The organism is Neotamlana sedimentorum, from assembly GCF_000943565.1.
In the GTDB taxonomy this organism is placed as follows: domain Bacteria; phylum Bacteroidota; class Bacteroidia; order Flavobacteriales; family Flavobacteriaceae; genus Neotamlana; species Neotamlana sedimentorum.
The window spans coordinates 82,482-107,385 of the sequence record NZ_JTDW01000007.1; the positions used below are offsets into that span (position 1 = coordinate 82,482).

Sequence of the window (24,904 nt, forward strand, 5' to 3'; positions counted from 1 at the left end):
TTAATGAAACAAATCTCAATCTTATTAATTGGGTTGTTTTTCTCATGGAGCATTTATGCACAAGAAAACAACTCTTATAATTTTAGTTTAGAAGAAGCTATAAATTATGCCAAAGAAAATAATAGAACAATACAAAATGCCAATTTAAGTATAAACGCAGCCGAACAAGACGTAAAAGCAACTACAGCCTTAGGATTACCTCAAATTAATGGCGCAGTAGATTATCAACTTTATGTAAAAACGCCGTTCGATGTTAATAGTTTACCAGAAGGCGACCCGTTTCGTTTTCTTTTTCCTAAACATCAATTAACACCGGCTATACAATTAAACCAATTACTGTTTGATGGCGGATATGTTGTTGGTTTACAATCAAACAAAGTATTTTTAGAAATTTCTAAAAACGCAAAAGAAAAAACAGAAAACGAAATTGTTACCGCAGTTATTAGCGCTTACAACAATGCTTTACTCACTAAAGAAAGTATTGCAATTACGAATAACAATATTTCGGTTTTAAAAGATAATTTAAACGAAACCACTAAAATTTTTGAAAACGGTTTAACCGAAGAAGAAGATGTTGAACAATTGCAAATTACACTTTCTAGTTTAGAGATTACTTTAAAAAACCTTGAAACCTTGCACGACATTTCTAAAGGCTATTTAAAAGTACTTTTAGGACTAGACATAAATGCAGAAATTACTTTAAAAGATAGTTTAGAATCATTAGTAACCGATAATATTTCGCTAGAACTAATTAGCGAAAACCAACCTATATCGAATAATATCGATTATAAAATTGCGGCTAACCAAGTTCTAAGTAAAGAGTTAGAATACAAGCTAGAACGATCGGAACAATTACCAAAGCTTAACGCCTTTGTTAATGCTAGCTATTTGGGTATTAGTGACGAATTTACTTTTTTTAATAAAGAACAAAATTGGCTATTTTCGTCTATAGGCGGTGTAAGTTTAACGGTTCCTATATTTAGTTCGTTTGGTAATAAAGCAAAACGCCAAAAAGCAAAAATAGAATGGGACATTGCTAAAAACGAATTAATCGAAAAAGAAAGTCAATTATCTATTGAAGTTCAAAATGCTAAAAACGAGTATAATTTGGCTATTGATACCTATGCAAACCAACAAAAAAACTTGGCTTTAGCCGAAAAAATCGAACGTAAAAACACCATAAAATATCGCGAAGGTATTGCAAGTAGTTTCGATTTAAGACAAGCACAAACCCAACTTTATACAATACAACAAGAATATTTACAAGCTATTATAGATGTAATAAACAAAAAAGCAGAATTAACAAACCTATTAAATATAAAACAATAACCACGATGAAATATTTACAATTAATTTTAGTAACCCTTCTTTTAGCATCATGTGGTGGTAACAAGAATCAGTCTGTTCAAGATATAATTGAAACAAACGATTTAACGCTTATTAGAAAAAAGAAAAACGAGTTAGATGCTTCTGCTCAAGAAATTGCAACACAATTAAAGCAATTACAAGCAAAAATTAAAGCGCTCGATCCTCAGGAAAAAATACCGCTTATTACAACTTTTAATGCTAAGGCTGAAACATTTACACATTATGTAGAATTACAAGGAAGTGTAGATACTAAAGAAAACTTAGTTATTTTTCCAGAATATTCTGGTGTTTTATCTAAAGTGTATGTAAAAGAAGGACAACGTGTAAGCAAAGGTCAAATTTTAGCTAAAATTGACGATGGCGGACTTAGCCAACAATTAGCGCAACTTAAAATTCAAACGGCATTATCGAAAACTACTTTTGAGCGTCAAGAGCGTTTATGGAGCCAAAAAATTGGTAGTGAAATTCAATTTTTACAAGCCAAATCAAACTACGAAGCACAACAAGAAGCTGTAAATCAATTAGAACAGCAAGTTGCAAAAACCATTGTAAAAGCTCCATTTTCTGGAACTATAGACGATGTTATAACCGAGCAAGGTTCTGTTGTAGCTCCTGGGCAATCACAATTATTTCGTATTATTAATTTAAGTAACATGTATATTGAAACCGATGTACCAGAACGCTACGTATCAGATATCATTGTTGGTAAAGCTGTAAAAGTAGAATTTCCAATTTTAGGAAAAACTGTTGATGCAAAAGTACGTCAAGCAGGAAACTACATAAACCCAGCTAACCGAACTTATAAAGTTGAAGTTGGTATACCAAACAAGGATGCTTCAATAAAACCAAATTTAACAGCAAAACTTAAAATTAACGATTACACTAACGAAAACACCTTTTTAATTCCTCAAAGTATTGTTTCAGAAAATGCAGAAGGCGAACAATATATTTACATAGTTGAAAATAAAGATAATAACAACCAAGGTGTTGCTAAAAAAGTAATTATTAAAACGGGGAAAACGCAAGGTGATGTAATTGAAGTGCTTTCTGGAATAGATATAGGTACAGAAATTATTGAAGAAGGCGCTAGAAGCGTGAAAGATGACCAACCTGTTAAGGTAATAAACATTTAATTAATCCTTTTTAATTACCTATTAAAATTATGACTGATAATCAGAAAAAAGTCAATAAAGAGTTTTCGTGGTCCTCATGGGCAATCAATAATAAAACCACAATGTATGTGCTTATTGCGGTTATATTTTACTTAGGTGTTTCGGCATTTTTCGATATGCCACGCGAAAACTTTCCAGAAGTAAACGAAACCAAAATATACGTAAGTACTATTTTTCCAGGCAACACTGCCGAAGATATTGAGAAATTAGTTACCGACCCGTTAGAAGATCAACTTAAAACAGTAAGCAATGTTGTAGAAATAACCTCAACATCCACTGAAGATTATTCGATGGTTATTGTTGAATTTGATGAAAATTTAACGGTAGAACAAGCCAAACAAAAAGTAAAAGACGAAATAGAAAGCGAAACAGCAGGTGAAGATTGGCCTACCTTTAACGGAGCTAAAGTAGAACCCGATGTTTTCGAGCTGAGCTTATCGGAAGAAATGCCTATACTTAACATTAATATTTCAGGTGATTATACGGTAGAAAAATTAAAAGAATATGGCGAATTTCTTCAAGATGAAATTGAAGACTTACTCGAAATTAAAGAAGTTGCCATTCGTGGTGCTCAAGAAAAAGAAGTTGAAGTTGCTGTAGACATTTATAAAATGACGGCAGCCAAAGTTACCTTTACCGATATTATAAATGCTATAAACGGTGGTAACGTAACTATGTCTGCTGGTAATATAAAAGCTAGCGGACAACGCAGAACTATTCGTGTTTTAGGTGAAATTGAAAAACCATCAGAATTAGAAAATTTTGTGGTAAAAGCAGAAAACAATTTCCCTATTTATTTAAAAGATGTAGCAACTGTTACATTTCATGAAGAAGATAAAACAACATTTGCTCGCGAATACGGTCATCCTGTTGTTATGCTCGACGTTAAAAAACGAGCTGGAAAAAACATGGTTGATGCAGCCGAACAGGTTAGAGTTATTGTTGAAAATGCCAAAGCGAACGATTTTCCTCAAGACCTAGAAGTTAGTATTACAAACGATCAATCATCGGTTACCATTGGTCAAGTAGACGACTTAGTAAACAACATTATTTTCGGGGTTATTCTTGTAGTAACCGTATTAATGTTCTTTTTAGGATTTAAAAATGCGATTTTCGTTGGTTTCGCTATTCCAATGTCTATGTTAATGTCGCTGATGATACTTAACATGTTCGGCATTACCTTAAATACCATGGTACTTTTTGGTTTAATTATGGGATTAGGAATGCTCGTAGATAACGGTATTGTAGTTGTTGAAAACGTTTACCGTTTAATGGACGAAGAAGGCATGAGCCGCATTGAAGCTGCAAAAAAAGGTATTGGTGAAATTGCATTCCCTATTATTATTTCTACCGCAACAACTGTAGCAGCCTTTATTCCATTAGGGTTATGGCCAGGAATTATGGGAGAATTCATGAAAATTTTACCGCAAACCTTATCTATTGTTTTAGGTTCATCTCTTTTCGTTGCTATTTTCTTCAACTCAGTATTAGTTTCAAATTTTATGAGTATTGAAGATAAAGACATGCCATTAAAAAGCATTATTGCCCTAACTGGTATTATGGCTAGTATTGGTCTACTTGTAATTATTTTTGGAGGTAGTTATCGGGGATTAGGCGCTTTAATGGTATTTACTGCTATTATGCTTTGGGTCTATCGATTATTATTACGTAAATGGGCAAATAAATTTCAAAACAGTACACTAGTAAAATTAGAAAACATATATGAACGTCAATTGCGTGGAACCTTCAAGGGTCGACGCCCCTACTATTTTACCATAGTAACTTTTTTACTACTTATTTTATCATTTGTGGCTTTTGGAGGGTCTTTAGCATCTCAACGAACAAAAGTGGAGTTTTTCCCAGATAATATTCCTAATCAAATTATTGTTTACATTGAATATCCTGAAGGAACAGCTATTGAAAAAACCAATACCATTACAAAAGAAATTGAAAAAATAGTTTACAATGTTCTAGACGATAATCAATACAAAGATGGCGATTATAACTTTATGGTAGAAAGTGCCGTTTCGCAAGTTGGCGAAGGTGCCGGAAATCCACAAACCGATGGTGGTTCGGCTGCCGAAATGCCACATAAAGCAAAAATAACAGCTTCTATGCGCGAGTTTAAATATCGCGAAGGCGAAGACAGTGAGTTGCTTCGTCAAAAAGTACAAAAAGCATTGGTTGGTATTTTTCCAGGTGTATTAATTTCGGTTGAAAAAGATTATAATGGCCCGCCAGTTGGAGCGCCAATTAATATTGAAATTGAAGGTGAGGATTACAACGAATTAATTACTACCGCCGAACGTATGCGTGAGTTTATTAATAGTAAAAACGTTGGCGGCGTTGATGAATTAAAAATTGATGTTAACAAGGACAAACCTGTTATGCGCGTGGTTGTAGACCGTGAAAAAGCAGGCGAGTTAGGTGTAAGCGCTTCGCAAGTAGGACAACAATTACGTAACTCAATTTTTGGTTCGAAAGCCGGTATTTACAAAGAAGATGGCGACGATTTCGATATTTATGTGCGTTTTAATGAAGAAAACCGATATAACACGAGTGCCTTATTTAACCAGAAAATCACCTTTAGAGACATGGCAAGTGGGCAAATACGCGAAGTACCTGTTTCTGCCATTGCTCATGCCGAAAACACTTCAGGATTTAGTGCTATTAAGCATAAGGATACGAAGCGTGTTGTAACGGTATATTCTGCATTATCTCCAGGATTTACTGATGCTGGCGCAGTTGTGAGCCAAATTCAAAGTGAAATGCAAGGTTTTGAGAATTTACCAGAAAACATTAAAATAGATTACACCGGGCAAATTGAAGAGCAAAATAAACAAATGGCCTTTTTAATGGGCGCTTTCTTTACCGGTTTAGGTTTAATCTTCTTTATTTTAATTTTCCAATTTAACTCTATTTCAAAACCAACTATTATTATGTTGGCCATATTTTTAAGTTTAATCGGGGTATTTGGCGGTATTGTTGTTACTGGTAGCTCGTTTGTTATTATGATGACTATGGTTGGTATTATATCGCTTGCTGGTGTTGTGGTAAACAATGGAGTTGTACTACTCGATTACGCCCAATTATTAATTGATCGTAAAAAATTAGAACTCGATTTACCCGAAGATGCTTATTTAAATATAGACGATTTATACGAATGTATTGTTAAAGCAGGTAAAGCACGTTTACGCCCAGTATTACTTACTGCAATTACAACTATATTAGGTTTGGTTCCTTTAGCTATTGGTTTAAACATAAACTTCTTTACACTATTTTCAGAGTTTAACCCACACATTTACATGGGTGGAGATAACGTAGTGTTTTGGGGACCACTTGCTTGGACCGTAATTTATGGTTTATTAATTGCTACATTTTTAACCTTAATCATTGTTCCTATTCTGTTCTTTTTAGTAACTAAGTTAAAAATGAGACTGTTTAAAGATCGTGTAGCTGCCTAGCAGTTACTTATAGTATTAATATTTTTAATCCCTATTAAAAATATTGATTAATAGCAGAAAAGCCTCAACATATGTTGAGGCTTTTCAATTTTAAAGTAAGTTATTTCAATATTATAATTTAAAGCTTAAACGGGCAAAAAGGAATCGACCACCAATACCAAATTGTTGAGATCTTCTGGACCAGTCGAAACGCCCACTACTTCTATTAGCTTCAATAGCTCTATCTGGATAGATGTCGAATAAATTATTAGCTCCAATGGTAAGTGTTAGGGCATCTGTAGCTTGATAACCAAAAGATAAATCGGTTACAATTTTAGATGAAAACTCTTGCTGATTAGCTACCGTATTGGTTGCTTCAGAAACAGGACCAAAATAAACATTACGCAAAAACAAATTAAATTTATTAACGGTGTAGTTATTGGTTAAATTAACTTTAGTTCTTGGCACCGCTTCTTCTAAATAAATTCTGCTAGACTCATCAAAATAAGTTTCAACTAAACCTGCATTTTCTAAAACATTTGAGGCTTTAATATCGCCAACACGTTTTGTTTTAGACAGTGTACCCGATAAGTCGGTTACCAATCTTCCATTTGTTCCAATATCGGCTTTGTGAGTAATTACAATATCTAAACCTTTAGACTCTGTATCGATGGCATTCGCAAAAAACGCAGCTCCCGATGCATTGGCTTGAGTTAATAAATTTGCTAATTCTTCGTTAGCATCGTCAGTATAACTACCATCAGCTTCTGTTTGAGGCTCAAAGGTTCCAGTATAAACAACACGATCATCTATAGCCACAAAATAAGCATCGGCTGTAATACTTAAATTGGCATCTGGAATTTTGGCAGTAACCCCAAAACTAACACTTCTAGAAGTTTCTTCTTTTAGCGCAGGAATACCAAGTAGATTTGCCACTTTACTATCGTTAGAGAATGTTCCAACTTCTTGAGCAATACCATCTACAAAAATAGTAGAAACCGAGTTGTAATTTAACTGGTGAAGCGATGGCGCTCTAAACCCTGTATTTACAGCGGCTCTAATGTTTACATTTTCACTTGCCTTTAAACGACCGGCTAATTTGAAATTAATCGTCGATCCGAAGTCGGAATAATTTTCGTAACGCGTTGCAAAACTTGCTAAAAATGTTTCCGAAAAATCGGCTTCTAAATCAAAATAAGCAGCAACACTATTTCTGCCACGAGATAATTCGTTTGTTGGTCTAAATCCAGGAAAAACTTGCGAACCTCCGGGTCTTGCTTCTCCAAAGAAATCTTGCGCAGCAACCTGAGTTGAAGTTTTAATTAACTCTCCAGCGGCTGTATATTGGCCATAAGAAGCTTCTTCACCGGCATAAATTTCATATTTCTCTAAACGATATTCAGCCCCAAAAGCCACGTTTAAACCGTTTAAAATGTCGTCATGAAATTTATTAATATCTAAATTAACGGTGTTTTGTGCAAAACTAAATCCGCCAGCATCAAAAGTAAATGGCGATGCATTTTGCATGGAAGCATTGTAAGTGTTTCCAATAACGTATAAAAATTCATTTTTACCCCAAGAATTACTTAAATCTACATTCCAGTCGTTTACTTTGCCTTTAATACCAACAGCAAAAGATTGATCGGTAATGGTTGAGTTTATTTCAGGTAAAAAACCATTTATATAAGCCGGTGTATACGTTCTGCTTTGGTTTGGTAACCTATAAAAACCTGCAGAATTTCCTTTTCTTGAACTAATACCAGCGAAAGAGTATAATTCTGTGCCTTGATCGTCGATTGGCAAAGATAAGTTTCCAAAAAAGCGTCCGCCGCGAACTTCAGACTGCCCAACACGCATATTGAAATCGCTTCTAACTAAACCTCTTGCAGCTAATTCTGCTTCAGTATTATCAGCGCTTAAAATAGCTTGTAATTCTTCTTTTGTTGCAGTTTGGCTTAAGCCTAACCCTGCTTGATTTCCATATTGAATAACATCATCAACATCATCATCTAATAAGTTTGCAATATCATAACCGTCGGCATTTGCAAAACGCTCTACTGTATTATATAAATTAAACACATCCCCTTCCCACTCTTTCATTCTGTTGTACGAATCTCTAAAATCGAAATCGCCAGTTAAGTTAATAAAGCCTCCATTAGTTCCTAACGGAATACCATAGTTAGCGCTTATATTAATGGTTTCGCCGTCAACACCGCCAGTTTGCCCGTTGGCGTTTTTTGAAAAATTGGCTCCGGTAGTCATGTTTAAAGTAAGTTCGTTAACACTACTATCTAACACAATATTAATAACACCTGCAATAGCATCCGATCCATATTGAGCAGCAGCACCATCGCGTAACACTTCTAAGCGTTTTATGGCACCAGAAGGAATAGCGTTTAAATCGGTACCAACACTACCTCTACCAAAAGTACCGTTAACATTAACAAGCGACGAGTTGTGTCTTCTTTTACCATTAATTAAAACTAACACTTGATCTGGTCCTAATCCTCTTAGCGAAGCAGGATCGATGTGGTCTGTACCATCTGAAATGGTTTGCGTGTTTGATGTAAATGAAGGCGCTACGAAGTTTAAAATTTGATTTAAATTTACTTGAGGTCCAGCAGAAGTTAATTCAGAAATGTCAATAACATCAACAGGAACAGGTGTGTCTGTTGCTGTTCTTGCTGGGTTTCTAGAACCTACTAGTATAACTTCATCTAGTGCAACACCAGATTTTAAAGAGACATTTAATTTTGGTCCTGTAACTGTAATTTCTTGAGTATCGTATCCAACATACGAAAATATAAGTACATCGCCATTATTAGCTGTAACAGTATAATTTCCGTCAAAATCAGTAGTTGTTCCTGTAGTTGTCCCTTTAACAACTACCGATACACCCGGTAATGGTCCCGTTTCGTCCTTTACGGTACCGGTTACCTCTTGAGCATTTATGGCATTTACTGTTACTAAAAACAGAAAAGCCAGAATACGTCTTAATTGTAAAAATTGATTCATAATTAGTTATATTTTAAGTTAATTACTACTAAGATAAACATTCTGACAGAATTTACGTAATCGCAAGAAATAATATTATCAATAAAAAGTTAATTTCACTAAATTATTCGCAAATTATAACAGTAATAATTATTGGTTATTAAAAAATAATTAACTATTTTAAACGTATTAAATACGTTTAACAAAAATCACTTTTTCCATTTTCTTACTCTTTTTCAAAAAAGCTTCCATATAAAACCAATACTCTCTAGTATTTATTAAATTTGCACGATTAAAATTTCGATATGTACAGAAGTCATAACTGTGGTGAATTAAGAGCATCACATACAAATACAGAAATAACCTTAGCAGGTTGGGTGCAAGGTGTTAGAGATAAGGGTTTTATGGTTTACGTAGATTTGCGAGACCGTTACGGGATAACTCAATTATATTTTGATGAAGAGCAAACCGATAAAAAAGTTTTGGAAACCGCCCAAAAGCTTGGACGTGAATTTGTAATTCAAGTTAAGGGAAAAGTACAAGAGCGTGCTTCTAAAAACCCAAATATACCAACAGGTGATATTGAAGTGCTTGTTTCGGACCTTACTATCTTAAACAAAGCTAAACTTCCGCCATTTACAATTGAAGATAAAACAGATGGTGGCGAAGATATTCGCATGAAATATCGTTATTTAGATATTAGAAGAAATCCAGTAAAAAACAGCTTGATTTTTAGGCATAAAGTAACTCAAGAAGTTCGTAATTACCTGTCTAATGCCAGTTTTATTGAGGTTGAAACGCCATATTTAATAAAATCTACGCCAGAAGGTGCTCGCGATTTCGTAGTGCCAAGTCGTATGAATGAAGGGCAATTTTACGCCTTACCACAATCGCCACAAACATTTAAGCAATTGCTTATGGTTGGTGGTATGGATAAATATTTCCAGATTGTAAAATGTTTTAGAGATGAAGATTTACGCGCCGATAGACAGCCAGAATTTACACAAATAGATTGTGAAATGGCTTTTATTGAGCAAGAAGATATTTTAAATACCTTTGAAGGTTTAACACGCCATTTACTTAAAGAAATTAATGGTGTTGAAGTCGATAAATTTCCAAGAATGCTTTACGATGATGCCATGCGTTTATACGGAAACGACAAACCAGACATTCGCTTTGGTATGCAGTTTGGCGAATTAAACCAAGTAGCTCAGCATAAAGATTTTGGGGTTTTTAATAATGCCGAATTAGTTGTTGGTATTGCAGTTCCTGGAGGAAACAGTTACACCAGAAAAGAAATTGATAAATTAATAAGCTGGGTAAAGCGTCCGCAAGTTGGAGCTTTAGGTATGGTTTATTGTAGATATAATGATGATGGAAGTTTTAAATCGTCTGTAGATAAATTCTACGATCAAGACGATTTAGCTAAATGGGCCGAAGTTACAGGTGCAAAACCAGGCGATTTAATTTGTGTGCTTTCTGGCGACACTAACAAAGTACGCGCACAATTAAGTGCCTTACGTATGGAACTTGCAGAGCGTTTAGGTTTACGTAAACCCAACGAATTTGCGCCACTTTGGGTTATTGATTTTCCGCTTTTAGAATGGGACGAAGACACCGAGCGTTACCACGCCATGCACCACCCATTTACATCGCCAAAACCAGGGCAAATAGAATTATTAAAAACAGATCCGGGTGCGGTTAAAGCAAATGCATACGATTTAGTTTTAAATGGTAACGAAATTGGCGGTGGTTCTATTCGTATTCACGATAAAGAAACCCAAGCTTTAATGTTCGATTATTTAGGATTTACAGAAGAAGAAGCTAAAGCACAATTTGGATTTTTAATGGATGCTTTTCAATATGGCGCGCCTCCGCATGGTGGTTTAGCTTTTGGATTAGATAGATTGGTTGCTATTCTTGGCGGTCAAGAAACTATTCGCGATTATATTGCATTCCCTAAAAATAACGCAGGTCGTGATGTTATGATTGATGCACCTGCACCAATTAATGATGAGCAACTCACAGAATTAAGCTTAAAACTTAATTTAAAATCATAATTTTAAAAAATCCTGCACATGCAGGATTTTTTATTACTTTTAATTGGGCTGTATAAATCAACTAAAAAAAATTAAAACCATGAAACAACTTTTACAATGTGTTACACTTTTATTTTCATTAGTTGTTTTTACTCAAGAAATTACCGGAAGTCAATTGTTAGACAAAGCTATTGCTTACCACGACCCGCAAGGTCATTGGGAAACCTTTTCCGATTCCTTAAAAATAATCATGGACATTCCTGAAAAACCTAATCGAGAAAGTAAAATTTATATCGATTTGCCAAACGAATATTTTTCAGTAAAGGCTAAAGTAAAAAATAAAGTCTCAGAATATATCGTGGATAAGGATAGTGTTATTATTGGATTCAATGGAGAAAAAAATCCTTCCGAAGCCATTTTAAAAGCAAACAAATTAAGTAAAAAGCGCGCATTGCTTTATAAAAACTATTACAGCTACCTATACGGTTTACCAATGAAGCTTAAAGATGAGGGCACTATTATTCATGAAAAAGTTGAAGACAAAACCTTTAAAGGAAAATCATACTTAGTTTTAAAAGCCACTTACGATAAAAGTGTTGGCAAAGACACTTGGTATTTTTATTTTAATAAGGTTACTTATGCTATGGAAGTGTATCAATTTTATCATGATGAAAGCAAAAATGATGGTGAATACATTTTATTATCTGACGAGAAATTAATCAGTAATATAAAAATGCCAAAAATAAGAGCTTGGTACATGAATAAAGACGACAAACATTTAGGAACCGATATTTTAAATTAGTTTGAGGCTTCATGAAATTTAACCAACTATTACGAAATTTTTTAATTTGGAAATACAAACACATTTCCGAACGAAATTTTGTGTATATTCTTAGTGTAATCGTTGGGTTTTTAGCAGGATTAGGTACTGTAACCTTAAGAAACATAACCCATTACATTAGGTTGCTTTTCGAAATCGATTTATTTAAAAACTACCAAAACTCCCTCTATTTTATTTTTCCAATTATAGGGCTTTTATTGGTTTATATTATAAAACAAACTTGGTTAAAAAAGCATATTGGTCATGGTATTTCTTCAACATTACATGCCATTTCAAAATTAAAAGGCATCATTCCCAGATATAATATTTATGCATCACTAATTACAGCACCACTAACTGCAGGATTTGGTGGTTCGGTTGGGTTGCAAGGTCCTGCCGTAAGTGTAGGATCAGCTTTAGGTTCAAACTTAGGGCGTTTATTACATGTAAATGCAAATACCCGCATGTTGCTTATTAGTTGTGCCGCCGCCGGAGCTATGGCAAGTATGTTTAAAGCACCAATTGCCGCCATTATTTTTGCGGTTGAAGTGTTTAGTTTAGATGTTGCTTTTGCTTCTTTAATTCCGTTGCTGTTAGCATCGGTTTCAGCGGTAATAACCTCGTATTTTTTCTTAGGCACCGATTTTTTATTGCGTTTCGAGTTAACCGATAAATTTCAAATAAACGATATCGCCTTTTATATCATTTTAGGTTTAGTAACGGCTTTTGCATCGGTTTATTTTTCAAAAGTATTTTTCGCCATTACCAATTTTTTCAAACAATTTGAAAGCAGAGCAAAACGCTTACTTATTGGTGGTTTAGCTATTGGAACCATCTTATATTTTATTCCGCCGCTTTATGGTGAAGGTTACGGTATAATGAATAACTTACTTAAAGGTGATCATCTTGCTGCTATTGGCAACACACCTTTCGAATTAGATTTAAATAATATCTGGATTGTAATTGCATTGCTTTTAGGAATTGCCATTTTTAAAGCTATAGCCATGACAACCACTTTTGGTGCCGGCGGTGTTGGCGGTGTATTTATTCCAACTTTAGTTATGGGAAGCGCCTTAGGTAATGCCTTTGCCAAAATAATTAATAATATTGGATTTGGTTTTCATGTTTCAGAATCTAATTTCACATTAATTGGTATGACAGGGTTAATGGCAGGAGTTTTACATGCACCACTTACTGCTATATTTTTAATTGCAGAAATTACTGGTGGCTACGAACTATTTGTTCCGCTTATGTTGGTATCGGCCATATCGTTTGCTATAACAAAATACTATATTTCACATTCTATTTACACCTTAAAACTAGCACAACGTGGCGAGTTAATGACTCATGATAAAGACCAAAACGTGCTTATGGTTTTAGATATAAATAAAGTTATAGAAACCAATTTTGTACCCTTAAAACCAGAAATGAGTTTAGGCGATATGCTTCATGAAGGCGTTTCAAAATCTACAAGAAATTTATTTCCGGTGGTCGACGATGATAATGCTTTAGTTGGTATTATTTTATTGGACGATGTTCGAGACATCATGTTTAATCAATCGCTATACAACACTACATTTGTTGAAGATTTAATGCACAACGCGCCAGATATAATCGATTACAACAACGATTCTATGAAAAAAATTATGGCGAAATTTCAAGACTCAAACGCTTGGAATTTACCCGTAATTAAAGACAATAAATACATGGGTTTTGTGTCAAAATCTAAACTACTTACGGTATATCGCCGAGAATTAATTAATTTTACAAAATCTTAATTAATAGCATGAAGTATTTAATAGGCATCATCTTTTTTGCAGCATTAGCAAGCATTATTTGTGGCTTCGTTTTACAAGTCCCTTACTCCGAAAAGCTCATAGGTTTTGGCGTAGTTGCCTTATTTTTTGTAGTCATCCCAATGTTTTCTTATCGCCACTGGAAAGATAAAGATGTAAAAGATTATATGCTTACCAAAGAAAACCTAGAATCCATGCGAAAACGTGAAGGAGACAAACGTAAACTTTAATTGTTTTTTTTGGCGTTACCCAAGGGTCGCGCTGTCATTACTCGCTACCTCCTACGTCGGTGAGCTCAAACAGGCCATTCCATCGCTAACGCAGACACCAACATTATAATAGACTTTAATGATAATGAACCTGAGTTTGATATAAAACACAAAAAAAACAGCTAAAAACTCAATGAAACAGGTAAATTTCACCTTGAGCGCAGTCGAAAAGTTTCCAAATAACACTATATCAATTAGGTTTCGACTGCGCTCAACCTGACAAAAGATATTAATTTAAATTACGTTTTTCTGTAAAAAATCGCTTTAATAATCTCGAAGCTTCTTCGGCCAAAATACCACCAGTCATTTTAGTTTTTGGGTGTAATTTAGTGTTTAAATTTATACAGCCGCGTTCTTCATCGCGAGCGCCATAAACAATTTTCCCAATTTGACTCCAATACAAAGCTCCAGCGCACATTTGGCAAGGCTCTAAAGTAACATAAAGTGTACATTTTTTTAAATACTTTCCGCCTAAAAAATTTGCTGCCGCAGTAATAGCTTGCATTTCGGCATGGGCCGTAACATCGTTTAAGGTTTCTGTTAAATTATGGCAGCGGGCAATTATTCTATCTTCTATTACAATAATAGCACCAACAGGAATTTCACCTTTATCAAAAGCAGCTTCAGCTTCCTGCAAAGCTTTTTTCATAAAATAGGTGTCGTCAAAAGGTTTTATCATAATAGCAAAAATACAAATTCAAACTTGTACTTTTGCGTTGTGCAAAATTCAATTTTAAATCAAATACAATCACCTACAGAGCTACGTCTTTTAAACCCAAAGGACTTGCCTCAGCTTGCCCAAGAGTTACGTGAGTTTATTATAAACATTGTAGCAACAAAACAAGGCCATTTAGGAGCGAGTTTAGGTGCTGTAGAACTTACAATTGCTTTGCATTATGTGTTTAACACACCAACAGACGAACTTATTTGGGATGTTGGCCATCAAGCATACGGACATAAAATTTTAACTGGCAGAAAAGATGTTTTTCATACAAATCGAAGGTTAAACGGTATAAGTGGTTTTCCAAAACGAGAAGAAAGTGAATACGATGCATTTGGTGTTGGGCATTCATCAACCTCCATTTCTGCAGCTTTAGGTATGGCTATTGCATCACAGTTAAAAGGCGATAATAAACATCATGTTGCAGTAATAGGCGATGCCAGTATTGCTAGCGGAATGGCTTTTGAAGGTTTAAATCACGCCGGAGTTACCAATGCTAATTTACTCGTAATTTTAAACGATAATGCTATTGGTATAGACCCAAGTGTTGGAGCGTTAAAACAGTATTTAACCAATGTTAAAAAAGGCACACAAAAGCAAGATAATATTTTTGAAGCCTTAAATTTTAATTATTCAGGACCTATTGATGGGCATAATTTAGAAGCACTTATTTCTGAATTAAACCGATTAAAAACCATAAAAGGCCCTAAATTTTTACATGTAATTACCACTAAAGGCAAAGGTTTAAAACAAGCAGAAAAGGACCAAGTAAAATATCATGCGCCTGGTAAATTTGATGCCATAACAGGTGAAATTATACCAAAAACTAAATCCAGCTACACTAAATTTCAAGACGTATTTGGCGAAACCATAGTTGAATTGGCTAAGCTAAATGAAAATATTGTTGGAATTACGCCTGCAATGCCAACGGGAAGTTCTTTAAAATACATGATGGAAGAATTGCCCGAACGCGCCTTCGATGTTGGTATTGCCGAACAACATGCCGTTACTCTGGCTGCAGGCATGGCAACACAAGGTTTAATTCCGTTTTGCAATATTTATTCCACCTTTTTGCAACGGGCTTACGACCAAATAATTCATGATGTTGCTTTGCAAAAATTGCCTGTAATTTTTTGTTTAGATCGTGCCGGTTTGGTTGGTGAAGATGGCGCTACGCATCATGGTGTTTTCGATTTGAGTTATTTAAATTGCATACCAAATCTTGATGTTTTTGTACCAAGAAACGAGGTTGAGTTGCGTAACATCATGTACACTGCCCAATTGGGTTTAAATAAACCCATCGCTATTCGTTATCCTCGCGGAACTGGAAATATGCTTAATTGGAAATTACCGTTTAAACCTATTGAAATTGGAAAAGGCGAACAGCTAAAACAAGGGAAAAACCTAGCTGTTTTAAGTGTTGGAACCATTGCTAACAACATTGCTAATACGATTGAAAATTTAGAAGTTTCGCATTACGATATGCGTTTTGTAAAACCGCTTGATAAGGAGTTATTACATGATATTTTTAAAAACTATCACACCATAATTACTGTTGAAGATAATAGCGTAAAAGGCGGATTTGGATCTTCAATTTTAGAATTTGCTGCAAAATACAATTACAAAAACACCATTAAAGTTAAAGGTATTCCCGATAATTTTATTGAACATGGTAGCGTTGATGAGTTGCAGAGATTGGTTGGTTTAGATGTTAATAGTCTGAAAATCGAGTTTCAAAAATTTGTATAACACTGTTCTTATTGTAGTTACAAAAATTTTAGCTAATTTAGTTAACATCACTTTAGCTAATTTATATGCCAACAGCCACCACAATTCAAGAAGTTTTAGAGCAACTCGACGAAATTATTACCGAATGCATTGCAACCAATAATCGTATGGGTTTGTTTGCTTATGTTTACCGCCGAACCACTGCCGAAATAGCTCTAGAAATTAGCTTGGGTCATTTTGAAAATAACCAACGCCTAGAAATAATGGACGTGGCTTTTGCAAATTTATATTTAGAAGCCTACCAACGCTATAAAAACAACCAAGAAATATCGAAGTCTTGGGCTTTTGCTTTTAATAATTCCAACGAATCGCTTAGTATTTTACAACATATTATGTTGGGGATGAATGCGCATATTAATCTCGATTTAGCCATTGCCACCGCTGCAACTATGAATGGAAAAGATATTAACGCTATAAAAAATGACTTTAATAAAGTAAACGATATTTTATTTAGAATTACTAATGAGCTACAAGCACGATTAAGTCGGGTTTCACCAATTCTATTTTTATTGGATTGGTTCGGAAAAAATAGTGATGAAATGATTATTGATTTTAGCATGCGAAAAGCTAGAGAACAGGCTTGGAATTCGGCTAAATTACTATGGTCGTTGGGAACTAATTATAATCCAGATGCTATTAAAAACATTGATAATTTGGTGCTTAAAGTTGCCGAAATTATTAGAAACCCAAAATCGAAAATTATTGGGTTTGTTCTAAAAATTATTTCTTTTTTTGAAGTTAAAACTGTTGGAAAGGTTATTGATAAACTTCGCGTGGATTAATGTTTTCAGGTTATAATTAATTTGCAACAATAAAAAATAAAATGGCTAATAAAAACGATATTAAAATAAGAGGAAAAGTTTTATCATCAAGCTTGTTGATTGAAGAACTACTGAATAAAATAATCTTTAATTTTTTTATTCCAAAATCTGTTGATAAAACAACAAGAAGTAAATTTTTAGAATTATTTGTTTTTAACAAGACTTTTGGTGGTAAAAAACAAATCTACTGTGAATTATTAAAAACTAATAGATATAAATCCAAAGTTGTTAAACAATTGAAAGTAGCTCCTGTTGTAATCAATGGAATAATTATTTACGACTTTAAATCTTTCAAATCTTTAGTTACTGAAAATCTAACCAAAGTAATAGAAATAAGAAATGTTATTGCTCATGGATACGACATTTCAAAAGCCTTCATCGCATTAGAAGAAAATGAGTTTATATTCGCTAATAAAAATAAGTACAAGAAAATAAGTGAATCAGATATTGATGATTACATTAAACTAACAAATGATACACTAAAACTTTTAGAAATAACAGCAGGGAGTTTACAAGATTAAAAAGCTTTAATAAAAATCTTTCGTTATATTATTTGTTTAACGTTTTACCTCTGCAAATAGCTTTTTTTAGTTGGGATAAACCTAAAACTTATTTGGTGGTTGCGTTAGGGATTGCAGTGGAAAGCCCGCAACTTGCGAGGACTTGCAACGGAAAGCCCGACCCCGATCCCGAATATTCGGGACGGGGTAACGCCCAAAGGGTTTTTAAAACCCGATACCTTTTATTTTTTTGTATTCTAAAATGGCTTTGCTATCGGACAAAGACGCGACGTAATGGCAAACACTTAACAAACGCTTGTACAAACTGGTTTGGTTGGTTTGCAAACTAGCAGGTAAACTTTTTAAAATAAGCTTATCGTAATTTGATGCTTGGTCTTTAAAACTGTTATTAACGGCTTGCGTGTAAGCGGTTAACAAGGTTTTTATAACCCCGTATCCTACAATTTCTTTATCGATTACCTCTTTGGATTGGTAAATATTTTCGATACTAATTTTTATAATATCTTTTATTTGAGCATCGTACTTGCTCTTATCGAGTAGTGCACAGTTAAATTCGCCGTTAAGTATAGCGTCTTCATTTTCCATAAATACGTTTACAGCATCGTCGATTAGGCTTCCTATGGCTAATGCCCGTAAGTAACCAATGCGATCTTCGCGGGTGGCGAGTCCGTAATAATTCTCTGGTTTTATGGTGTTTCGTATAATTTTCGACAAATATTCTAAGGCAAATTCTTCTTGTATAAGGCCAAGGTTTATACCATCTTCAAAATCGATTATGGTGTAGCAAATATCGTCGGCCGCCTCTACTAAAAAAGTTAATGGATGGCGTGAAAAACTAACATCTGTTTCGCTTCGTTTTTGTAAACCTAAACTATTAGCTACATCGATAAAGGCTTCTTTTTCGCTTTGAAAAAAGCCATATTTTTTATCGGCAATATGCGTTGTTGGTTTTTTTGGAAGCGACTCTTTTGGGTATTTTGTAAAAGCGCCTAAGGTTGCGTAGCTTAGTCTTAATCCGCCTTCGCGACCTTGACGTGTTTCGGCCAAAATTTTAAAACCGTTAGCATTTCCTTCAAAATCGCATAAATCTTGATACTCTTTAGGAGTTAATTCTGTTTTATATGTTTTACCTTCTCCGTTTATAAAAAATTCGCCAATGGCTTTTTCTCCAGAATGTCCAAACGGCGGATTTCCAATATCATGCGCCAAAGCAGCTGCAGCAACAATGGCTCCAAAATCGTTAGCCTTATAACCTAAATCGTATTGTAAATGCGGGTATTTATCCAGAATTTTTTTTCCTGCTAATCGTCCTAAAGAACGGCCAACCACACTAACTTCTAAACTGTGAGTAAGACGTGTGTGCACAAAATCGGTTTCGGAAAGTGGTATAACCTGAGTTTTATCTTGTAAGCTTCGAAACGCTGATGAAAATATGACACGATCGTAATCGACCTCAAAACCCAAACGGGTTTCGTCTTGCGCAATTCGTAAACGTGGCTCCGTATCGCCAAATCGTTTTAAAGATAATAGTTTTTCCCAGTTCATTGTTTTAGTAAAATGAAAGCAATATAACATTTCCAAATAATATAGGACTAAAAACGGCTTAACATTACGATAAACTTTTAATTAACTTTTGTTGATGTTTTGGTAACATTGGGTTTGATTGATTGCTTTTTATTTGCAGTTGAATTTTTAATTCAACTCATGAAACATTTTTTAATTGCTTTAAGCTTCGTTTTTACAGGCACCATGTTCGCCCAAAATAGCCACGCCATTTCTGGAGCGTTATTCGATGCCGAAATTGAAAATTCACCTTTAGCTTTTGCCGAAGTTTTAATTAAAGAAACTGGCGAAAAAACACTAACCAACGCCCAAGGCGTATTTAAGTTTGAAGCTTTAGAAAACACAACTTATACTTTAGTGTTTTCGTTTGCAGGATACGACAACAAGGAAGTAGCTGTTAACAATAACACTACTAACAAAGAAGCTTTAAAAATAGCATTGCAAGCTAAAACCATTTCTTTCGAAGACTTAGCAAGTGTTTTAGAAAAAGCCGACAACAAAACGGTTGCTCCTAACTAATAAACACAAACTATTTCCTCCTCTCCTCTTTAAAAAGTAAATTTTATTTACTGAAAATTGCCACGTATTAACGCTAATTTTTAGTGTTAAATTAATGTTAACGAATGTTTTTAAAAATCAAAATCAATAACGTTAACCTAACCTTTTTATTACTGTTGTTTAATCTTTCGGTAACACAATATTAAACGTACAGTGGTTTCTTTGCGCAGAGAAAATTAAATCAAAAAAATATCTAAAAAATTAATACTCATGAAAAAATCGTTCTTAACTTTTTTAACTGCATCTGCTTTAGTGTTTACTGGATGTTTACAAGATGATGATACTCCAATTATTATAGAGGAGGTTACAAACAATTATTACAATAATGGTGATACTGATAGTGGTGATGATGCTGATTATGAAACCATAGTGGTTTCTGGTGGTATTGCGCTTGATGCAACTTGGTTTGCAGATAAGGTTTACGTTTTAGATAGAAAAGTTGTAGTACAAGAAGGTGTTACTTTAACTATCGAGCCAGGAACTATTATAAAAGGTAGAGCGGGTACAGGTTCTTTATCTTCTGCTTTAATTGTTGCAAGAGGTGCTCAAATTAGTGCTATTGGAACTGCAGATGCTCCAATTATTTTTACTTCAGAAAGTGATGAGATAGCGCCAGGAGAAACTTCAAGTCCTAACTTAACTTCTGATAACAGAGGTTTATGGGGAGGAATTATTATGTTAGGTAATGCTACAATATCTGTTTCAGGTGATACTGGTCTTGCAAATATTGAAGGTATTGCTGCAGATGATACTTTTGGATTATATGGTGCCGATTTAGCTAACGGTGAATCTTTTGATGATGCTGATAGTTCAGGTACTTTACAATATGTTTCTATCCGTCACGGTGGTGCTTTATTAGGAGAAGGAAACGAAATTAACGGATTAACTCTTGGTGGTGTTGGTACAGGAACTACTATCGATAATGTAGAAGTTGTTGCTAACGTTGATGATGGTATCGAATTTTTCGGTGGAACAGTAAACGCTTCTAACTTATTAGTATGGGCTCAAGGTGATGATGCTTTAGATATCGACCAAGCTTATTCTGGAACTATTACTAACGCTGTAGTTATTTTAGGTGATGCTTCAGATCACGGTTTAGAAATTGATGGTCCAGAAGGTTCAATTAATGGTGAGTTTACTATCAACGATTTAACACTTATTGGTAACACTGCAACTCCAAACGGTGAGTATGCAGATTGGAGAAGTAACGCACAAGGACATGTAAACAATGTTTATGCTTACGGATTTAAAGATACTTCTGATGTAGAGTTAGATAACGATGGTGTTGCTGTTAACTATAACGCTGGTTTAATTTCTATGAGTAAATGGGAAATCGTTTTACCTGCTGGTGTAACAGATGTTACTAGCATCTTTAAAAACAATGCAGAAAACGAAACTGTAACAGGTTTAGGTTCTGAAGCTACTGCTGTAACTCTAGGGAGTCAAACAGTTGGAGCTACTACTACTGTTTTTGGCTGGACATACGCAGCTGAAAACGTAGATTTCTAATTAAAACCCATTATTTAATAAAATAAATACAACTGCTCACAAGGTGAGCAGTTGTATATAAAACTCATTTATGAAAAATAATTTAATAGTTCTTATTCTATTTGTAATAGGATTATTTAATGTTGCACAAGCACAAACCGGTATTATTGCTGGTAATGTTATTGATGGCGACTATAACAATGAGCCCCTTGCATTTGCGAATATATTGGTTAAAGGAACTACAACTGGTACAACATCAGATTTTGATGGTAAATACCAAATGGATTTAAATGCCGGTACTTATAATATTATCTTTTCTTTTGTTGGTTACGAAACCAAAGAGATTAGCGGTGTTGTAATAAACGCAGGTCAGGTTACTAATTTAGATGTTACTTTAGCTTCGAATGCTTTAGATGAAATTGTAATTACAACTAGTGTAAAGCGTAATACAGAATCTGCTGCATTAGCACTTCAAAAGAAATCGGTAACATTATTAGATGCCATGTCTGCCCAAAGTATAAAGAAAACTGGTGCAGGAGATGTAGCTAGTGCTGTAAAAAGTGTTCCTGGTGTTTCTGTACAAGGCGGTAAATATGTTTATGTTCGTGGTCTTGGAGATAGATACTCAAAATCTATTTTAAATGGTGTAGATATTCCTGGTTTAGATCCAGATAGAAACACCGTACAAATGGATGTGTTCCCTACAAATATTATTGATAATATTGTTGTTGTTAAGTCTGCAGCTGCAGAACATCCAGCAGATTTTACTGGTGGTATTGTAGATGTTATTACAAAAGATTTCCCTACAAAAGCCGAATATTCTATTTCTTTAGGCGCGGCTTACAACCCAAGTATGCACTTTAACGATGAAGCGCTTAAATACGAAGGAAGTGATACAGATATTTTTGGTTACGACGATGGTACTAGAAAGTTACCTATTAACCGTTACCAACCAATTCCTGGAACTTTTGAAAACAAAACATTACTTACAACTTTAACAAATCGTTTTGAGAAACAACTTAAAGCAGATAACTTTACTAACGGAGCTAACTTCGATTTAGGTTTTACCTTAGGAAATCAATATGCTTTAAAAAACGACGATAAATTTGGTTACCAAGTTGCTGTTTCGTACAAAAACGATGTTACATTTTACGACGAAAGAATTGATGGTCGTTATACTAGACGTGTTACTTCAGGATCTGAAAATATTTTCGAATTAGATGGAAATAGATTAAGTACCGGATCGGAAAGTATAAACACGGTACTTTTAAGTGGATTAGTTGGAGTTACTTATAAAACCAGTCGTTCTAAGTATAAAGTTAACTTTTTACACATTCAAAATGGTGAAACAACTTCAAACTTCTTAGAGCAACAAATAAATACCAGTGGTGGTGTTGGTGCTTTCGAACCAGTTGTAAAAGATGGTTTATTGTACACACAACGCTCAATTAGTAATTTATTAGTAGCAGGTTCTCATAATTGGGGCACTGAAAACGATTGGACTTTCGATTGGAAATTTGCGCCTACATTTACCGGTGTTTACGATAAAGATCATAGAATTACGCCATTACAAATTAGTGATGATGGTGATTATTTTATTTCTCCAAGTGCTTCTAGTTACCCATTACAATTATGGAGAAACTTATCGGAAGAAAACTGGACAGGTAAAGTAGATTTTACTAAAAAAGTAAGCATTTTTAGTAGTCCTGCTAAAATTAAATTTGGTGGTGCACACACTTATAAGTTTAGAGATTTTAGTATTGATAATTACGCGTTTACTTCAACAAACTTAATTATTCCAAATGGAAATAGTAATTTATTATTAGCAGACGAAAACATTTGGACACCAGATACTGGTGCAGGTACATACTTAAACTTAGAGAATGTTTACGAGCCTTCAAACTCTTATGAAGGAGAGTCTCAGGTTAGTGCTACATATTTTTCAGCAGAATTTAATTTCTCAGAAAAACTTAAAAGTGTTTTAGGAATACGCACAGAATATTATTCTCAATATTATACAGGTGAAGAAAATGATGGAACGTCTTATACTAGAGAAAACATTATCGATGTAATAGATTTTTACCCTTCGGCAAACTTAATTTATGCTTTAACCGAAGAATCTAACTTAAGAGCATCATACTCTCGTACAACAGCAAGACCATCTTTTAAAGAAGCTTCAAGTGCACAAATTTACGATCCTGTAACTAACGATACGTTTTTAGGAAACGGATTTGGTAAATTTGATTCTGAAGGTGATGTAATTTACGATCCTATTAGCCCAAGTTATATTACTAACTTCGACTTGAGATACGAAATATTTAGAGAAGAAGGCCAAATGATTGCGGTAAGTGGTTTTTATAAATCATTTAAAGACCCGATAGAAATTGTATTTATGCCAAATACAAGTTCGGCTTCACCACAATTTACAGTTGCTAATCTTGGAGACTCAAAAGTATATGGAGCAGAGTTAGAATTTCGTCAAAACTTCGGTTTTTTAAGCGAATCTTTAACAAATTTAAAGCTTACAGCTAATGCGTCTTACACGCAATCTGAGCTTGAAATGTCTGAATTCGAATACCAATTACGTACGGCAGAAGGTACTCTTAAAACAGGAGAATCTGTAGATAGAATTCGTGATTTACAAGGTATGTCGCCTTACTTAATAAATGTTGGTTTAGATTACGATTTCGTTGACAAGGATATTAGAGCTGGTTTGTTCTATAATGTTCAAGGTAAAACTTTAGAGATTGTTGGTACTGGATTTTTCCCAGATATTTACACACAACCTTTTCATAGTTTAAACTTTACATCTAACTTTACTTTAGGAGAAAAGAAAAGATCTTCAATTTCACTTAAAGTAAATAACATCTTAGGAGAAGAAAGAGAAAGTCATTACGAATCGTTTAATGCACAAAATCAAGTATTTTCTTTAAGACAACCAGGAACAGAATTTTCTTTAGGATATTCTTTAAAGTTCTAAATCTTAAAATTTTAAATAAAAAAAAAAGCCTAAAGTATATACTTTAGGCCTTTTTTTTGTAAACTAATATTATAAAGATGCTACGTTATTATTGTAGTTAACAAACTTCTTTTTTCCATCAATCCAATGGATCCACTTTCCAACTTTTTTTCCATTGTTGTAAAATGCAGATACTAATTTGTTCCCGTCCTTATCATAACTTATCCAGTTACCTTCAAGTTTACCTTCTAAAGTAAACGATCCAGTTTGACTAACTTCGCCATTGTTATGATAATAAACAACATCAATTAAATTTGTTTCTTCGTTTAATGTTAGCTTTTTTTCTTTTTGTGCAAAAGTCACGGTTACAAACAGCGCCATTGCAAAAGTTAATATTGTTTTCATAATATGGGGGTTTTATTTGATTATTTTTTTACAAATATAAGTAATTTTTACAATTATGAAACAATTACATAACATTAATTTAACATTGAATCAATATTAAGTTGAATACCAGTCATTTAACCCATAACATTTAGTTAACTTAAAATATACCGCTTAACATGTGCAACAACCGAATAAAC

At 34.1% G+C, this 24,904-nt stretch carries 17 protein-coding genes; 13 read left to right on the forward strand and 4 right to left on the reverse strand.

Features of this window, described 5'->3' with window-relative positions:
* Window positions 1-3 precede the first annotated feature (3 nt).
* From PW52_RS10935 to PW52_RS10945, 3 genes are read left to right on the forward strand one after another with little or no spacing between them, the layout of a single operon-like run.
* Window positions 4-1,329: a TolC family protein gene (locus PW52_RS10935; RefSeq protein ID WP_044632991.1), complete on the forward strand. Its 1,326-nt coding sequence runs from the start codon at window positions 4-6 to the stop codon at window positions 1,327-1,329.
* A gap of 5 nt (window positions 1,330-1,334) precedes the next feature.
* The gene (locus tag PW52_RS10940) at window positions 1,335-2,501 is read left to right on the forward strand and encodes an efflux RND transporter periplasmic adaptor subunit (protein ID WP_044632992.1); all 1,167 of its coding nucleotides are present in this window, start codon (window positions 1,335-1,337) and stop codon (window positions 2,499-2,501) included.
* 29 nt (window positions 2,502-2,530) lie between these two features.
* Window positions 2,531-6,004 (forward strand): efflux RND transporter permease subunit, encoded by a 3,474-nt coding sequence (locus PW52_RS10945; RefSeq protein WP_044632993.1) that lies wholly within the window; start codon window positions 2,531-2,533, stop codon window positions 6,002-6,004.
* A gap of 111 nt (window positions 6,005-6,115) precedes the next feature.
* Here the strand turns inward: PW52_RS10945 and PW52_RS10950 are convergent, their stop codons facing one another.
* Window positions 6,116-8,998, reverse strand: a complete 2,883-nt coding sequence (locus PW52_RS10950; RefSeq protein WP_044632994.1) for a TonB-dependent receptor — start codon at window positions 8,996-8,998, stop codon at window positions 6,116-6,118.
* A gap of 284 nt (window positions 8,999-9,282) precedes the next feature.
* Between PW52_RS10950 and aspS the strand changes: the two genes are divergently transcribed.
* The 4 genes from aspS to PW52_RS10970 all read left to right on the forward strand — a co-directional run bounded on the left by aspS (window position 9,283) and on the right by PW52_RS10970 (window position 13,862).
* On the forward strand, window positions 9,283-11,037 hold the full coding sequence (gene aspS, locus PW52_RS10955) for an aspartate--tRNA ligase (RefSeq protein WP_044632995.1): 1,755 nt from the start codon (window positions 9,283-9,285) through the stop codon (window positions 11,035-11,037).
* Between the two features lie 79 nt (window positions 11,038-11,116).
* Window positions 11,117-11,818 carry a DUF6503 family protein gene (locus tag PW52_RS10960; RefSeq protein ID WP_044633136.1) on the forward strand — a complete coding sequence of 234 codons (702 nt, stop codon included), beginning with the start codon at window positions 11,117-11,119 and terminating at the stop codon, window positions 11,816-11,818.
* Window positions 11,819-11,829: 11 nt separating this feature from the next.
* Window positions 11,830-13,614 (forward strand): chloride channel protein, encoded by a 1,785-nt coding sequence (locus tag PW52_RS10965; protein ID WP_044632996.1) that lies wholly within the window; start codon window positions 11,830-11,832, stop codon window positions 13,612-13,614.
* A gap of 8 nt (window positions 13,615-13,622) precedes the next feature.
* Complete coding sequence (locus PW52_RS10970) at window positions 13,623-13,862, forward strand: hypothetical protein (protein ID WP_044632997.1); 240 nt, start codon at window positions 13,623-13,625, stop codon at window positions 13,860-13,862.
* A gap of 268 nt (window positions 13,863-14,130) precedes the next feature.
* Here PW52_RS10970 and PW52_RS10975 read toward each other — a convergent pair whose 3' ends face one another.
* Complete coding sequence (locus tag PW52_RS10975) at window positions 14,131-14,580, reverse strand: nucleoside deaminase (RefSeq protein WP_044632998.1); 450 nt, start codon at window positions 14,578-14,580, stop codon at window positions 14,131-14,133.
* 39 nt (window positions 14,581-14,619) lie between these two features.
* Between PW52_RS10975 and dxs the strand changes: the two genes are divergently transcribed.
* The 3 genes from dxs (at window position 14,620) to PW52_RS10990 (ending at window position 17,752) form a co-directional block, all read left to right on the forward strand.
* Window positions 14,620-16,371 carry a 1-deoxy-D-xylulose-5-phosphate synthase gene (gene dxs / locus PW52_RS10980; RefSeq protein WP_044632999.1) on the forward strand — a complete coding sequence of 584 codons (1,752 nt, stop codon included), beginning with the start codon at window positions 14,620-14,622 and terminating at the stop codon, window positions 16,369-16,371.
* A 65-nt stretch (window positions 16,372-16,436) separates the two neighbouring features.
* Window positions 16,437-17,192, forward strand: a complete 756-nt coding sequence (locus tag PW52_RS10985) for a DUF5995 family protein (protein WP_044633000.1) — start codon at window positions 16,437-16,439, stop codon at window positions 17,190-17,192.
* 41 nt (window positions 17,193-17,233) lie between these two features.
* Window positions 17,234-17,752, forward strand: a complete 519-nt coding sequence (locus PW52_RS10990) for a hypothetical protein (protein ID WP_044633001.1) — start codon at window positions 17,234-17,236, stop codon at window positions 17,750-17,752.
* A gap of 204 nt (window positions 17,753-17,956) precedes the next feature.
* Here PW52_RS10990 and dgt read toward each other — a convergent pair whose 3' ends face one another.
* On the reverse strand, window positions 17,957-19,297 hold the full coding sequence (dgt, locus tag PW52_RS10995) for a dGTP triphosphohydrolase (protein ID WP_044633002.1): 1,341 nt from the start codon (window positions 19,295-19,297) through the stop codon (window positions 17,957-17,959).
* Between the two features lie 159 nt (window positions 19,298-19,456).
* Between dgt and PW52_RS11000 the strand changes: the two genes are divergently transcribed.
* From PW52_RS11000 to PW52_RS11010, 3 genes are all read left to right on the forward strand, one after another.
* Window positions 19,457-19,834 carry a carboxypeptidase-like regulatory domain-containing protein gene (locus tag PW52_RS11000; RefSeq protein WP_052823460.1) on the forward strand — a complete coding sequence of 126 codons (378 nt, stop codon included), beginning with the start codon at window positions 19,457-19,459 and terminating at the stop codon, window positions 19,832-19,834.
* A gap of 249 nt (window positions 19,835-20,083) precedes the next feature.
* Window positions 20,084-21,382: a hypothetical protein gene (locus tag PW52_RS11005; protein WP_044633003.1), complete on the forward strand. Its 1,299-nt coding sequence runs from the start codon at window positions 20,084-20,086 to the stop codon at window positions 21,380-21,382.
* Window positions 21,383-21,452: 70 nt separating this feature from the next.
* Window positions 21,453-24,341, forward strand: a complete 2,889-nt coding sequence (locus PW52_RS11010) for a TonB-dependent receptor (RefSeq protein ID WP_044633004.1) — start codon at window positions 21,453-21,455, stop codon at window positions 24,339-24,341.
* A 69-nt stretch (window positions 24,342-24,410) separates the two neighbouring features.
* Here PW52_RS11010 and PW52_RS11015 read toward each other — a convergent pair whose 3' ends face one another.
* Window positions 24,411-24,725, reverse strand: a complete 315-nt coding sequence (locus PW52_RS11015) for a toxin-antitoxin system YwqK family antitoxin (RefSeq protein WP_044633005.1) — start codon at window positions 24,723-24,725, stop codon at window positions 24,411-24,413.
* Window positions 24,726-24,904 lie beyond the last annotated feature (179 nt).